The 15,904-nt window shown below is 41.9% G+C and carries 11 protein-coding genes; 5 read left to right on the top strand and 6 right to left on the bottom strand.

Annotated features, from left to right (window positions below):
• Positions 1-188 precede the first annotated feature (188 nt).
• Positions 189-1,646 carry a YfcC family protein gene (locus CTN07_RS21140; protein ID WP_005301368.1) on the bottom strand — a complete coding sequence of 486 codons (1,458 nt, stop codon included), beginning with the start codon at positions 1,644-1,646 and terminating at the stop codon, positions 189-191.
• Between the two features lie 721 nt (positions 1,647-2,367).
• Here CTN07_RS21140 and rraB point away from each other — a divergent pair.
• The 3 genes from rraB to CTN07_RS21125 all read left to right on the top strand — a co-directional run bounded on the left by rraB (position 2,368) and on the right by CTN07_RS21125 (position 6,909).
• Entirely contained in the window at positions 2,368-2,769 is a 402-nt protein-coding gene (gene rraB / locus CTN07_RS21135; protein WP_005301366.1) for a ribonuclease E inhibitor RraB, read from the top strand.
• A 301-nt stretch (positions 2,770-3,070) separates the two neighbouring features.
• The gene (locus CTN07_RS21130; RefSeq protein ID WP_005301364.1) at positions 3,071-5,497 is read left to right on the top strand and encodes a beta-mannosidase; all 2,427 of its coding nucleotides are present in this window, start codon (positions 3,071-3,073) and stop codon (positions 5,495-5,497) included.
• 212 nt (positions 5,498-5,709) lie between these two features.
• Positions 5,710-6,909 carry a conjugal transfer protein TraF gene (locus CTN07_RS21125; RefSeq protein ID WP_005301363.1) on the top strand — a complete coding sequence of 400 codons (1,200 nt, stop codon included), beginning with the start codon at positions 5,710-5,712 and terminating at the stop codon, positions 6,907-6,909.
• A 217-nt stretch (positions 6,910-7,126) separates the two neighbouring features.
• On the opposite strand, the gene CTN07_RS21120 is transcribed toward CTN07_RS21125, so the two are convergent.
• The 4 genes from CTN07_RS21120 to pepA form a co-directional block, all read right to left on the bottom strand.
• The gene (locus CTN07_RS21120; protein WP_036764434.1) at positions 7,127-7,528 is read right to left on the bottom strand and encodes a DUF2061 domain-containing protein; all 402 of its coding nucleotides are present in this window, start codon (positions 7,526-7,528) and stop codon (positions 7,127-7,129) included.
• 201 nt (positions 7,529-7,729) lie between these two features.
• On the bottom strand, positions 7,730-10,591 hold the full coding sequence (locus CTN07_RS21115; protein ID WP_005301359.1) for a valine--tRNA ligase: 2,862 nt from the start codon (positions 10,589-10,591) through the stop codon (positions 7,730-7,732).
• Positions 10,592-10,619: 28 nt separating this feature from the next.
• Positions 10,620-11,072, bottom strand: a complete 453-nt coding sequence (locus CTN07_RS21110) for a DNA polymerase III subunit chi (protein ID WP_036764433.1) — start codon at positions 11,070-11,072, stop codon at positions 10,620-10,622.
• A 104-nt stretch (positions 11,073-11,176) separates the two neighbouring features.
• Positions 11,177-12,685 carry a leucyl aminopeptidase gene (pepA, locus tag CTN07_RS21105; protein WP_036764432.1) on the bottom strand — a complete coding sequence of 503 codons (1,509 nt, stop codon included), beginning with the start codon at positions 12,683-12,685 and terminating at the stop codon, positions 11,177-11,179.
• A gap of 194 nt (positions 12,686-12,879) precedes the next feature.
• Here pepA and lptF point away from each other — a divergent pair, with 194 nt between their 5' ends.
• Both lptF and lptG read left to right on the top strand, forming a co-directional pair.
• Positions 12,880-13,980: an LPS export ABC transporter permease LptF gene (gene lptF, locus CTN07_RS21100; RefSeq protein ID WP_005301349.1), complete on the top strand. Its 1,101-nt coding sequence runs from the start codon at positions 12,880-12,882 to the stop codon at positions 13,978-13,980.
• Positions 13,980-15,050, top strand: a complete 1,071-nt coding sequence (gene lptG / locus CTN07_RS21095; protein ID WP_005301338.1) for an LPS export ABC transporter permease LptG — start codon at positions 13,980-13,982, stop codon at positions 15,048-15,050. The genes lptF and lptG overlap by 1 nt, the downstream gene beginning before the upstream one ends.
• Positions 15,051-15,119: 69 nt before the next feature.
• Here lptG and CTN07_RS21090 read toward each other — a convergent pair whose 3' ends face one another.
• Positions 15,120-15,611 carry an RDD family protein gene (locus CTN07_RS21090; protein ID WP_036764430.1) on the bottom strand — a complete coding sequence of 164 codons (492 nt, stop codon included), beginning with the start codon at positions 15,609-15,611 and terminating at the stop codon, positions 15,120-15,122.
• Positions 15,612-15,904 lie beyond the last annotated feature (293 nt).

Below are 15,904 nucleotides of genomic sequence, written 5' to 3'. Positions count from 1 at the left end.
AGAAGCAGAAGCAGAAGCAGAAGCAGAAGCAGAAGCAGAAGCAGAAGCAGAAGCAGAAGCAGAAGCAGAAGCAGAAGCAGAAGCAGAAGCAGAAGCAGAAGCAGAAGCAGAAGCAGAAGCAGAAGCAGAAGCAGAAGCCAAAAAAAGCCGCTGACAGGCAGCGGCTTAGTGATAGTGCGTTTGGCAGCTTAAGACATCATTGCGCCAATACTTAGCATAACCATAATAAGAACAGTCAAGATACCCAATAGAGGCATCACCCACTTAACCCAACGAACATAAGGTACGCGAGCAATCGCTAGACCACCCATAACAACAGCAGAAGTTGGGGTCATCATATTAACGATACCTGAAGCTGACTGATAAGCAGTTACTACCAGGTCACGACTTACACCGGCAAAGTCGGCAAGAGGAGCCATAATTGGCATGGTTAATACTGCTAAACCAGATGATGATGGTACTAAGAAAGATAGTAGGACTTCTAACCAGTACATAACGTTGATAAATACAATTGAAGATAGACCTGAAACAATATGTTCAGCCGAGTTCAAAATGGTATCTGTAATCATACCGCGGTCCATGATCACAACGATACCACGGGCAATACCGATAATCAGTGCAACACCTAATAGATCACGGGCACCATCAATAAAGCTGGTTGTAAAATCTTCTTCACTCATTCGTGCAATTAAACCAATAAGGATTGCAGATCCTAGGAACATAGCTGAAATTTGAGCCATCCACCAACCTAGAACTGACACGCCGTAGATCATGATGCCAAAAGACAGAGCAAAGATAGTTAAAATGATTTTACGTGTAGTAGTAAACTCTAATAGTTCACCAGTTTGGTTGCCAAGGAAGTGAGCTTTGTTCTCTTCATACTTGTCAAATACGATAGATTTTGTGTGATCGCTACGAACCATCTTAGCGTATCGCATTACATAGCCCACACAGATCACCCAGCCAATCACTAAAATAGCAACGCGAAGTGCAATACCATCAGTAAATGGAATACCAGCAGCGTTAGCCGCAATTACAGTAGCAAATGGGTTGATGGTTGAACCGAGAGTACCAATACCTGCACCAAGTAGAACCGTTGCTGCTGCCACAACAGGGTCAAAACGGGCAGCCATCATCACAGGTACGAGTAAGGTATAAAATGGAAGTGATTCTTCAGCCATACCGTAAATGGTACCGCCTGCTGCAAACAAGGCCATTAGAATTGGAATCATCAATTCCTCTTTACCTTGTAACCTTGCAGTAACACGTTCGATACCAGCATCGATAGCACCTGTTTTAGTTACAAGTCCTAAGAAGCCACCAATGATTAAGATAAACAGTGAAACGTCAATGGCAGCCGCTTCGTAGCTATCGTGGTCATAAAAGCCGTCAATTGGTGCAAGCAGTACATCAACAACGCCTTGAGGGTTACTCTCTACAGCATGGTATGTACCTGTAACTGGTACTTCTTTACCTAACTCTTCGTTCATTACGCGGTTGTACTGACCAGCAGGTACGATCCAAGTGAGTAGGGCTACAACAGCAATTAAAGCAAATAAAATGGTGTAGGCGGATGGGAATTTAAAGTTAGCAAAAAAGCCGCCTTTTTCTTCCTTTTTATCCTTAGGTGCGGTTTCGGTGGTCATATTCATCTCCTTGTGCCATGCAAATCCAGAATGCAAGGCATAATCCAGCATGCCAATTGATTGTTATCGGCAGATATATCAGTTAAACCAGTGGCTTAACAAATTATTTTTGAAATGAGGTAGGTTATTGCTGAGTTAGCATAACAATCGACCATGTATTGGGATGCCGCCTACTCGTTGGTGAGGATGATGTAAGATCATGTTCGTATCTCTCTATAATTTGTAATGATATAAGTCAGTGCTTTATCTTTATTTTTTAAATGTTTCGCCCTGATTTTAGATTGAATTGGGAGGCATTAACTACCGCAGTGTTCACACTTTTCGGGGATAAAATTTGGCTTTAAAACGATATTGATATTTCTATAAGGGTATTTGGTTAAAAAAATTGGGTGAATATGCTAATTGAATAAAAATAATTGAGAGCCAAACTATGCAGCATAAAAATATATTAAGAGTAGAAACCTCAGTAGAACCATAGCAAACCTAGTTAGAGCGGTTGCTAGTTATGCGAAAATAGATAGAGAATTGTCGTATTCTCACTAAGGTCAAATGCATACGCTGGAATTTTATGCACTTTTAGTTGGACTACTGATGAGCAGAAAAACTTATTGGTTGTTTGACATGCATCAAAATAAATTTCGAACTGCATCCAACAGTGGTAATTGTGTGCAATCCATGCGATATTTGCCGCCAGATTTATTCCATTGGTGGAGTTAACCCCATGACTTATGCTGAACTGATTGAAGAGCAAAAATTAGAAACCCGCGAAATTATTGAAGCACTATTAGAAGATGGTAGTGAGCCTGATGCGCTATACACTATTGAGCATCACTTCTCTGCAGATACGTTTGAAGCTTTAGAAGCCGCAGCGGTAGAAGCATTTAAGTTAGGTTATGAGGTGATGGAAGCAGAAGAGCTTGAATTAGACCCTGAAGATGGCGGTGGCAAAGTAGTATGCTTTGATGCTGTAATGGAGTCGGCTCTAAAGGCAGAACTGATTGATGAGCAAGCTGAAAAACTGATTCAGTTAGCTGAAAAACACAACATTGATTATGACGGTTGGGGCACGTACTTTGAGTCGGATGAAGACGACGACGAAGAAGAGTATGATGACGAAGATTAATTCGTACTAGCTCGATCCGAGAAGCCAGCATAATGCTGGCTTTTTTTATCGACTGGAGCTTTGGTTGGTTAAATATCGCCAAAGATCACAGCAGATTCGTGCCAACTTAGTAAAGTGGCATATCAATATGCTCAAGCAACTTCACATACAGGGTTTAGGGCGCTGCCACTGATTTAGTTCAAAGAAGGTCATAGCGTGTAATAGCGCGCCTTTTCTAAGTTGTTTGACGTATATTCATCTATTTCCTATTGATGATTATGAAGTAGAAATACTGAATACTATTTTCTGTTTGGAGTGAGTGATGACAATCTCTCTCAATGGTCAGTGGATTCTGACTTGCGTGCAGCGTGCTGCAATTCAAGATATTACAGTTGAATTACCGGGTGATGTGCATTCTGCATTACTTGAAGCGGGAGAGATCCCAGATCCTCATTGGGCGACTAATGAAGATAAAGTTCAGTGGATTCGTGAATGTGATTGGTTAGTCAGTCGTTCATTTCAGTTAACGGAAGATCAGTTAACATGCCAAGCGATGGATCTGGTTCTTCACGATCTTGAGTCTATTGTTGAAATTCGAGTTAACGGCCATACCGTAGCGGATTTCAATAATATGTTTATCCGCCATAAAGTTGAAATTCTGCCGTGCTTAAAGGTTGGATTAAACCACATTGAAATGGTGTTACGCCACCAAGACCCCACTCAAGTTGCACTCGATAAATTGGCCTTCAATATGCCGATTGATGAGCAGGGTACTGCGCAGATAGATTTAAATGCATTACGTCAAAGCTCTTGTTTATCAAGTTCATTTTGGGGTGTAAATATTCCTGTTATCGGTGTCTTTGATGATATTGAACTGCAACCACTACAGCAGATTCGAGTGAGTCACATTAGCACTAAACAGAATTGGCAAGAGAGCGGTTGTGAGTTAGCCGTCACTTTACATTATGAAGCGGTAACAAGCCGTGGCTTAGCGATTGCAGAAGTAACCTTTGATGATCAAACCTTCCATTTAACTCTAGACCGTGATGCTGAACAAGCGAGCGTTCTATTTCGTATTGATAACCCTCGTTTGTGGTGGCCAGCAGGTTATGGCCAACCTCGCTTATATGACTTACGAGTTGAAGTAGATGGCCAGTTGATTGAACAAAAAATTGGTTTACGTAAGCTAGAAGTCGTGACTGAACCTAATGAGCAAGGCCATAATTTCAGCGTTAAAGTGAATGATGAGCTCATTAAAGTACGAGGTACAAACTGGTTACCGCTTGATGCTTTACCTGGGCGTATGACCGCTGAACGTTACCAAAAATTGCTGGCCGATGCTGCAGAAGCGAATATGAATATGGTTCGCGTTTGGGGTGGTGGTCGTTATGAGAAAGAGATTTTCTACCGTCAGTGTGATGCCTTAGGTCTGTTAGTTTGGCAAGACGTTATGTTTAGTGATGCTTTTATGCTGCCAACGCCAGATGTAATGACGGAAGTAAAAGAAGAGTTATTATGGCAAGCTCGTCGGCTTAAAAATCATTCATGTATTGCACTATGGGGCGGTGATAACCCTATTGTTGACGGTATTTATCAGCAATTACCAAACCGACAAGAACGAGATAAATATCTGTCAAATTATGATCGTTTAATGCGTAATATTCGTCAGGTATTAGAACAAGAAGATCCTAAGCGCCTATTTTGGGTCTCTGCTTCTTATTATGATGACAGTGAACACTGTAGACCATGGCAAGATCTTGATTCTGGCGATTGCCATTACTGGGATATCTGGCATCAAGGTTTGGATTATGTTCATAGCCGCAAACATATCCCGAACTTCTGTAGTGAGTTTGGTTTCCAATCTTGGCCATCTCTGCCAACAGTTCGAACTATCGCACCAGAAAAGCATTGGAATATCTCGTCACCAAGTATGGAGCAGCATCAACGTAATGGTAAAGGTAATGCCACCATCGTAGATATGTTCACCCGTAATTACCGTTTTCCAGATGGTTTTGCCAATATGTTGTATTTATCTCAAGTACAACAAGCAATAGTCACCAAAACAGCAGTAGAAGCGTGGCGTTTACAAGAGAAAAATACAGGTATGCTATTGTGGCAACTTAACGATTTTTCGCCGCAAAGTTCATGTTCTTCGGTTGAATATAATGGACGTTGGAAGCCATTGCACTACCATGCAAAACGATTTTTTGCCCCATTAACGGCAACCTTTATGGCCGATAATGACGGTGTAAAACTGTATCTACTTAACGATAGTCGTCGTGGAGAGGTACTAAAAGGTGAGGTCGTTTGGCAAAGTTGGGAGGGCGAAATCCTGTTTAGAGATCCAATTAACCAGTATTTGGAACCAGGTAAGTGTTTATCAGTCTGGGAGTGGTTAACAGAAGATCTAGCAGGGCGAGAAGAAGAGGGATTCTTCCATGTTCACTTGCGTCAGGGGGCTAATATTATTGAAAATACTTGGTTCCCTAAACGGTTAAAACATTGTGAACTTGCCGATCCTGATCTGCGTTATGAGGTCGCTGAAATTGATAATCAACTGTATGTCATGATAACAAGCAGTAAACCAGCCTTTTTTGTTCATTTAGAATATCAAGGGGCAGGGCATTTCTCTGATTCCAGTTTTACCTTAGTGCCTGAGCACCAACGCCAGATTAAATACACTGGCCCTGCAACATTAGAAGAATTGACCGCAGGACTAACGGTATATCACCTACGCAATAGTTATTAATTTAGATTTATTTTCTAAAAGACTTAAAAACCCAAGTAATAATACTTAATTACTTGGGTTTTTGTTTATTCCATCCCCGCTTTTAGCTAAAGAAGTAGACAGATGAGTGTTGTTTGCTTGGTGATTTATGCTTCTATGCAATTAATTTCTATAAACTGTGTTTTTTAATGTAGAATATTGCTTGTAAGTATATATTCTACATAAGGATGAACATGTTTTTTTGTAAGCGCAATCATTTGGCTTTGTTAGTTCTGTCTTCATTATCGGCATCTGCATTCGCTGATAACGGTATGGATGCTCGAGGTATGGGAATGGGAGGGACTGGCGTCGCTTCTGCTCATTATCTTACAGCCGGTTTTTATAACCCAGCTCTTGCTGTAAATTACAAAGCGAATGATGATTTTGGCTTAATGTTACCTTCTATTGGGGTAACGGTACATGATGCCGATGATCTTTATCATAAAGTTGATCATTTCCAAGAAATCAATTCTGATATTGAAGATAGTATTGATAATGGCATGCTAACGGCCGCTCAAAAGGAAGAGTGGACATCTGCTCTTAATGAGTTAGACAATGGCTCATTAAAAGCAACTGTTCATGCAGGTATTGCGGCCTCTGTTCCAAATCACTATTTAAGCGCTGTATTGTTTACTCAAGCACAAGTTCAAGCTGTCGTAAATACTGATATTGATCAGCGTGATATTAAACACCTAGAAGACTTTGATACAACACCAGAGCACATGTATTCGACCGTTGAAGGCTTAGCTGGCGGTACTGCGGATATTGGTATTGCTCTAGCAAAATCTTTTGATTTACCTTTTGATAATCAAACTGTTTCTTTAGGTGTTGCTCCAAAATTACAAAAAATCTATGCCTTAAGATATAAGAAGACGGTTGAAGAATTTGAAGATAGTGATTTCGATGCTGGCCATGATCATACTGAAAAAACAGCTTTTAACTTAGATCTCGGTATAGCTTATAAGCCGGTAGATTCTATTACTGTTGCCTTTGCAGCTAAGAACGTAATTAAACAATCTTTAGATACAAACCAAAATATTTCTCGTTCTGATTCGACAGCGGTAACATATCTAGTGGAGCCAAAATACACTGCAGGTGTTGCATATGATAATGGTATGTTTACCCTTGCTGCTGATGTTGATTTAAATAAACAGCACTATTTTGAAGAGTTGGCTTATGAGACTCAATTTGCCCATTTAGGTGCTGAATTTAATGCTTGGGATTGGGCTCAGCTACGAGCAGGCTACAGTATCAGTATGACAGATTATGCCCAAAATATGGTGACAGCGGGTATTGGACTAAAGCCATTTGGTGCATTTGGTATCGATTTAGCGGGCCAATATGGTGAAGATAATAATTACGGTGCTGCGGTACAATTTGTTATTACATTATAACGTCAGCAACTAAGTTATAAATTACAAAACAAAGCCCCAACGAGTGCAAGTTCGTTGGGGCTTTATTGTATTTCAAGTTTAGAAAAGAAGAGACAGCCTAGGATTGAGAGAGGGGAAGGCTGCCTCCTCGTTATAGGGTGGGATAAATGATTCATCAGGAGCAGGAGTAAGGAAGATGAACCACTATCCCATTTTTCACGTTATTGTTGTTGTATCGTTATGAGTGCTGACACACCATGGCATCGAATAAAGTGTGATTATGTTCTTTCTTTTGCCATACTTTTTCATGGAAGTAGTAAGCAACAGTATTGATGGCAGGTTCTATCATCGCCATTACACTACCAATTAAAACATCTCCAGTTAAAAGATAAGCCACACCAAAAGCGACGCTGAAATGGACAATCGCAAAGCTAACTGTTTTTTTACTTGGAGCACTAAAAGCCGACTGTTTTAGGTGTTTTAGTTGCCACACTTTTTCATGGAAGTAGAAAGCAACGGTATTGACCATGGGCTCAATCATGGCAATCAAACTACCTAAAATAATATCTCCCGTTAAGATATAAGCGACGCTAAATGCGACAGTAAAATGTATTGCTGCAAAGCTGATTGTCTTTTTCATTATTTATCCCTCTCTCTTGATGATTGAAGTATGGCCAATATTAAGAAATAAAGATATTTGATTTTTTTAATTCTATTGATAGGTATTAGCTATGAAATGAGGTGGGAAGGGAAAGGTCTTGATCAAGTTATAGGTTTATTAAGATATAAAAAAACCGACAGCCTAAGCCATCGGTTTTTGTTTTAGAAATCATCGGGCCGATTATAGCGCTGCGATAGTTTCTTTTTGTTCAGCAAGTTTTGCTAGTGCTTCTTGGTAACCCGTTAGCTTCTCACGCTCTTTAGCGATAACCGCTTCTGGAGCTTTAGCAACGAAACCTTCGTTACCTAGCTTACCTTCGATACGCTTGATTTCACCTTCAGTCTTCGCAATTTCTTTTGCTAGACGAGCAAGTTCTGCATCTTTATCGATAAGACCTGCCATTGGGATCATTAGCTCTGATTTACCCACAAGAGCTGTCGCGCATGCTGGAGTTTCTGCACCTGCTTCTAGTACGTTTAGTGACTCAAGTTTTGCAAGAGACATTAGAACGGTACGGTTTGCTTCAAGGCGTGCTGCGTCTTGAGCATCAGTTGCTTTTAGCATTACATCTAATGGTTTGCTTGGTGCAATATCGTATTCCGCACGTAGGTTACGGATACTTGTGATAAAGCCTTTCACCCATTCGATATCAGCTAGAGCTTTAGCATCGAAATTATTTTCATCGTACTGAGGCAATGCTTGTAGCATGATAGTATCGCCTTCAATACCGTCTACTAGTGGCTTCACACTCTGCCAGATAGTTTCAGTGATGTAAGGTAGTACTGGGTGTGCAAGACGAAGAGTCTTCTCAAGTACAGTGATTAAGGTACGGCGAGTAGCACGTTGTTGCGCTTCAGAGCCTTTCCATAGAACTGGTTTAGTTAGCTCTAGGTACCAGTCACAGAATTGGTTCCAGATGAATTCGTATAGCGTGTTTGCTGCCATATCTAGACGGAAGTTGTCGATATGAGCATTAAATTCTTTCGCAGCTAGTTCAAACTGAGATTCGATCCACTTGTCTGCAAGAGAGTATTCAAGCTCGCTACCTGCAGCAAAACCACAATCCTGATCTTCTGTGTTCATCAATACGTAACGACTTGCGTTCCATAGTTTGTTACAGAAGTTACGGTAACCTTCAAGACGCTTCATATCCCAGTTGATATCACGACCAGTTGAAGCCATTGCCGCTAGAGTGAAGCGTAATGCATCAGTACCGTATGGTTCGATACCATTTTCAAATGTCTTACGAGTGTTTTTCTCGATCTTCGCCGCAAGCTGTGGCTGCATCATGTTACCAGTACGCTTAGCAACAAGAGATTCAAGATCAATACCGTCGATCATGTCGATAGGGTCAAGTACGTTACCCTTAGACTTAGACATTTTATCGCCGTTTTCATCACGGATAAGACCGGTAACGTAAACAGTTTTAAATGGAACTTGTGCTTTACCGTCTTCATCTTTACAGAAGTGCATGGTCATCATGATCATACGAGCAACCCAGAAGAAGATGATGTCAAAACCTGTTACCAACACATCTGATGGGTGGAAGGTCTTAAGATCAATGGTATTTTCTGGCCAGCCTTGAGTACCGAAAGTCCATAATGCAGAAGAGAACCAAGTATCAAGTACATCGTCGTCTTGGCGAAGTACAACCACAGGTGCAAGATTGTTATTCTCGCGAACTTCTTCTTCTGTACGACCTACGTATACATTGCCGTCGTTGTCGTACCATGCAGGGATACGGTGGCCCCACCATAGCTGGCGAGAGATACACCAGTCTTGAATGTCACGCATCCAAGAGAAGTACATGTTTTCGTACTGCTTAGGTACAAACTTGATATCGCCATTTTCTACCGCTTCTACGGCAGGTTTTGCTAGCGGTGCTGCACGTACATACCATTGGTCAGTTAGCATTGGTTCGATAACCACGCCACCACGGTCGCCATATGGTACTTGTAGGTCGTGATCTTTGATCTCTTCTAGTAGGCCTAGTTCATCAAATTCTGCCACGATAGCTTTACGAGCTGCAAAACGCTCCATGCCATGGTATTTCGCTGGCAGTTCAGTGCTGTATGCGTCGCTTGGTTCACCATTAGTGTTGAACACTTCAGCGGCATCACGAATATCAGCATTGAACGTTAGGATATTGATCATAGGCAAGCTATGACGTTTACCTACTTCGTAGTCGTTAAAGTCGTGAGCAGGTGTGATTTTCACACAACCTGTGCCTTTTTCCATGTCTGCGTGTTCATCACCAACAATTGGAATACGACGGCCTACGATAGGTAGAATGATGTCTTTACCGATCAGATCTTTGTAACGAGGATCTTCTGGGTTAACGGCAACACCTGTATCACCCAGCATGGTTTCTGGACGAGTCGTTGCAACAACAATATAGTCTTTGCCATCTACTGTTTTCACGCCATCAGCAAGAGGATAGCGGAAGTGCCACATATGGCCTTTTGTATCTTTGTTTTCAACTTCTAGGTCTGAGATCGCAGTGTGTAGTTTTGGATCCCAGTTTACTAGACGCTTACCGCGGTAAATTAAGTCTTCTTCGTATAGACGAACAAACACTTCTTGTACTGCGTTAGACAGACCTGCGTCCATAGTGAAACGTTCGCGGTCCCAGTCAACTGATGCACCTAGGCGACGAAGCTGTTTAGTGATCGTGCCACCAGATTCGCCTTTCCATTCCCAGATTTTATCAATGAAAGCGTCACGGCCGTAGTCATGCTTTGTTTTGCCTTCTTCAGCTGCAATCTTACGCTCCACAACCATTTGGGTCGCGATACCTGCGTGGTCGGTACCGACTTGCCATAGGGTGTTTTTGCCTTTCATTCGCTCGCAACGGATCAAGGTGTCCATGATAGTATCTTGGAACGCGTGACCCATGTGTAGGCTACCTGTGACGTTTGGTGGCGGGATCATAATGCTGTAAGCATCTTTAGATGTGTCACCATGAGGCTTGAAATAACCAGCCTCTTCCCAGCGCTGATACAGCGCTTGTTCGATTGATTGTGGATTATATGTCTTTTCCATAGCGCTCTTAGAAGGATCTATGTGGAATTTAGGGCGTATCAACAGCATTGGCTGTTGTTAACTGAATGCCAGCAAGGCGATAAATCTTGTAGCGTTCACGTGCCAATTGCTTAAGTTTTTCATCGCAAGGGACAAAGTCTACCACTTGTACAAAGGTTACGGCAAAATTTGGTGCATTTTTTGCCAAATTTATTAGCACATTTCGTCGACCACTATGCCGTAATTGTCCCCAACCTATCTCTACTGGAGCTCCTCCTCGAGGGCCTTCTCCTAATAGATTATGAGGAACAAAATTATCAGGCTCTTGTTGCCACAAATATTCATCTATTTGTTCAGCCTGACTTTTATCTTCAGCTAATAGATAAACTCGATAACCTTGGCGATAACTCATCACTGCTTGCTGACAAGCAAAATGAAGCTGAAATAAAGGGTCTTCAGCCTGATTCTGTTCATCAATAATATAAAATGTAGCATGAGTCATAACATTGCTCTCAAACAATTGTACTTAAAACAAAGGGACCACAAGGCCCCTTTGGTGATGCACTACAATCTTATCGATTTGCTAAGGTGTAGTTTTGATATTAATTATTCAACCAACTCTTGGCCTGCACGGTTTAGAAGGAATTGAACAAGTAAAGGTACAGGACGACCTGTTGCCCCTTTATTTGCTCCGCCTTTCCATGCTGTACCTGCAATATCTAGGTGAGCCCAGTTGTATTTCTTAGTAAAGCGAGATAGGAAGCAACCTGCGGTAATAGTACCAGCGCCAGGTGAGCCAATATTTGCCATATCAGCAAATGGGCTTGCGATTTGCTCTTGATATTCTTCTGCTAGCGGTAGGCGCCATGCACGATCGCCAGCTTGTTCTGAGGCATTAATCAACTCGTGAGCCAGAGGATTATGGTTACCCATTAGACCACTGATATGATGACCAAGAGCTACCACGCAAGCGCCTGTTAAGGTCGCAACGTCAACGACGCACTCTGGCTCAAAACGCTCAACATAAGTTAAGGCATCACAAAGTACTAAGCGACCTTCAGCATCGGTATTGAGTACTTCAACGGTCTGACCTGACATCGTTGTTAAGATATCACCTGGACGGTATGCACCACCACCTGGCATATTTTCACAACCAGCAAGGACACCAACAACATTAATTGGTAGGTTAAGCTTAGCAAGGGCTTTCATGGCACCAAAGACAGTTGCTGCACCACACATGTCGTACTTCATCTCATCCATTTGTGCACTTGGCTTGATTGAGATACCACCAGAGTCAAAAGTGAGACCTTTACCGACTAAAACAATTGGTTTTGCTTCTGGATCAGGGTTGCCTTTGTACTCGATGATTGACATCATAGCTTCGTTTTTCGACCCTTGGCCAACAGCAAGATAAGAAGTCATACCAAGGGTTTGCATCTCTTGTTCACCGATAATTTTTGCTGTTACGGTGTCAAAATCATCGGCTAAACGGCGAGCTTGAGAGGCAAGATAAGCAGGATTAGCAACATTAGGTGGCATATTGCCAAGGTCTTTCGCGGCTTTTACGCCTGATGAAATAGAAAGGCCATGGTTGATAGCGCGTTCACCTAGAGACAGTTCGCGGCGAGTTGGTACGTTAAAGACTAACTTGCGAAGAGGGCGACGTGTTTCTGGTTTATTGCTTTTAAATTGGTTGAATGTGTACAGGCTGTCTTTCGTGGTTTCGACTGCTTGACGAACTTTCCAGTATGTATCACGACCTTTAACGTGTAGCTCTGTTAAAAAGCATACCGCTTCCATTGAGCCAGTTTCGTTAAGGGTGCTGATGGTTTTCTTGATGATTTGTTTGTATTGGCGTTCATCAAGCTCACGTTCTTTACCACAACCAACTAAAAGCACGCGCTCTGATAAAATATTTGGTACATGGTGAAGTAGTAGCATCTGGCCTGGTTTGCCTTCCAGATCTCCACGGCGCAATAGTGAACTGATATAACCATCACTGATTTTATCAAGTTGTTCTGCGATTGGAGATAGGCGGCGTGGTTCAAAGACACCGACTACGATACAGGCACTGCGCTGTTTCTCGGGGCTACCACTTTTAACACTGAACTCCATGCGTACTCCTAACATCCTATAAAGACAATTAAAGCTAAATGATGGATAATACCGCACTTACTTGCTGAACCGGTGATTCGGTATAGGATTAAAGTGCAGGCTTCTATTTAGCCGAAAGATTAAAAAATAACTGATTAACCGAAAAACTATAGTGATTCTGGCAAAAAAACAAGTTTTCTATGGGTATATAAAGCGTGATTATTGTTAGGTATTTGACACGTGAGACATTAAAAAGCCAATTTGCGGTTCTTTTCGTCCTTTTTCTTGTCTTCATCAGTCAGAAATTTATTCGCATCCTAGCCGATGCGACCGATGGCTCAATCCCCAGTGATTTGATTACAACACTAATGGGGCTTTATATGCCGTCTATGGCACTACTAATGTTGCCATTAAGTCTGTATATCGGAATTTTGCTCACTTTTGGTCGTTTATATGCGGAAAGTGAGATTACGGTAATGAATGCCACTGGTATGGGAAATAAATTTCTATTACGAGCGGCACTGAGTTTAGCCTTAATTACCGGAGCCTTAGCAACCTTTAACGCTCTTTGGTTATCGCCTTGGGCGGCAGAAAAAGAAGCGCAAGTGATGGAGTCGGTGAAAGCAGATTCCGGCTTAGATCTGTTGGTTAAAGGTCAATTCCAAGCGGCACCGAATGGTCAAGGTGTTGTCTTTGTGAATGATATTACCGATAAAGGTAAAACACTTAAGCATGTATTCGTTGCTCAGCTAAAGGGTAAAGATAGTATTCGCCCAAGTGTGCTGGTGGCCGATCATGGTTATGTCAGCGAACACAAAGATGGTCGTCAAATTTTGGATCTTAAAGATGGTACTCGCTATGAAGGGATACCAACGCGTCTTGATTACTCCATTACTGACTTTGAAGGCTATCAAGCCGTAATTGGTCAGCGAAAGGTAAAAGAAGAGCGTCGAGATTGGGATGCAATGCCAACACTTGAGCTGATGCAGCGTGCAGAACCTGAAGCTCAGGCTGAGTTTCAATGGCGTATGTCACTGATTCTATGTATACCTTTACTGACTATGGTTGTAGTACCGCTTTCTGCTGTGAATCCTCGTCAAGGTCGGTTTGCGAAATTGGTCCCAGCGGTATTGATTTATCTAGCCTATTTCCTTGCCATTAGTGCGGGTAAATCGGCCTTAGAAGATGGCACGTTACCTCCAATGATTGGATTATGGTCGATTAACTTAGTGATACTGCTCATTGGTGTGGCACTTAACTGTTGGGATACGCTTCCTGTGCGTAAATTAAGAGACAAAGTACGGAGACGTGGTTAATGTTTAAGATTTTAGACTGGTACATTGGTCGAACTATTATCGGAACCACGGCATTAACTCTGTCTACCTTGGTTGGACTTTCTGCCATCATCAAATACGTTGAGCAGTTACGAAAAGTCGGACAAGGAACTTATGACTTATGGAATGCGCTTATCTTCGTTCTGTTAAGTGTTCCGCGTGATATCGAAATGTTCTTTCCAATGGCAGTATTACTTGGTGCTCTGATTGGCTTAGGTATGCTGGCATCAAGCTCTGAACTTGTCGTTATGCAAGCGGCGGGCTTCTCTAAATTAGATATTGGCTTATCAACATTGAAAACGGCAGTGCCATTAATGCTAATGGTGATGTTATTAGGTCAATGGGGCGCGCCTCAAGCTCAAAAAGCGGCTCGTGATTTGCGTACATTCTGGACCTCTGGCGGTAACATGTTATCGGTTCAAAGTGGCGTGTGGGCAAAAGATGGTAACGATTTTATTTATATCGCCCGAGTTCATGAGCAGAAAGAATTGGATGGGATCAATATTTGGGAATTTAACGGTAAAAACAAGTTAACTCAAAGTGTCTTTGCTGAAAAAGCGCAATATAACGCTGAAAAAGGCTGGTCACTAAAATATGTTACCGTGACAGATTTTGCACCTATTGAGATCAAAGAAACTAAATATCCAACACTGGATTGGCAGACTACGCTTACACCCGATAAATTAGCGATCGTGACAGTAAAACCAGAAGAGCTTTCTTTATCTGGGGTATACAATTACGTTCAGTATTTAAAAGAGTCTAAACAAGATGCGTCACGTTATGAGTTAGCGTTTTGGCGCAAAGCATTACAACCTGTATCTATCGCAGTAATGATGCTACTAGCTCTATCATTTGTTTTTGGTCCACTACGAAGTGTAACCATGGGCGCAAGGGTACTATCGGGCGTTATCTTTGGTTTTGCGTTTTATATTTCAAACGAAGTCTTTGGACCGATGAGTCAGGTATATCGATTACCACCGGTAATAGGGGCGTTGGCACCAAGTATGGTGTTCTTAGCTATTACGATTTATCTGTTAAAACGTAAACTATAAGAGATGTACAAAAAAGGAGCCCAATGGTTGGCTCCTTTTTCTTTGCATAAATAAGTTAGATGATCAAAATTAGTGAGTGACGATCATTTCACATTCAGCCATGAGATCCTGAAATGACTGTTTCTCTTTACTAAATGGTGCCAGTAAATTACCAAGGCCGAATGCAGAGGTGCCCATACGAATACAAGCTTGCGCAATACGAATATTGGAACCATCTTTATTTTGTAACTTCAACTTCCACGCTTTCATACCGAGTGTTTGCCCACCACGTACCCAAAAATAGCCATAGAAGCCAATAATGACAATGGCTAAATAACTTGTATAAAGAGCGCCAGCTGTCGGATGAGTGCCTAAGTAACTACTTACATCAGGGTATGTTCCCATATCCAATACATTAAGGTGTAATAAAAGGGCAACAACAGCCATAGCTATACCGCCAGCAAGCATAAGAAGAGCGGCAACAATTAACGTGTCATAAAGCCATGCGCCTAAACGACGAAATAAGCTTGGATACTGAGTTGAAGTTATATTCGATGTTGTGGTGTGGTGTTTCTTCTTCATGGCGCTCTCTGTCTATTGCGTTAATTTGCGTGCCGAATATAGCAAGGATGATCTATGGGATGAATGGGTAATAGTACTGAGTGTGATAGGAGTAGAAGAAATCCATAGCAGGAAAGAGTGATAAGGCTGGTGCGTAGCAAAATAGGGTATTTCATAGACCCCCTGGGACCCTGTAAATAATTCTGTGTAACTGTCGAGGTTACATGTACTCAGAGAGTCGGTCTTCGAACATAATCATAAAGCGGTTTAGAGCTTGTCGCCAGTTTCTAATCGGCATCGTCCACTTCTTAGAA

The organism is Photobacterium damselae, from assembly GCF_003026815.1.
Taxonomy (GTDB): domain Bacteria; phylum Pseudomonadota; class Gammaproteobacteria; order Enterobacterales; family Vibrionaceae; genus Photobacterium; species Photobacterium damselae.
The sequence above is the reverse complement of the archived record's forward strand: the minus strand, read 5'-3'. Positions and strand labels throughout refer to the sequence as shown.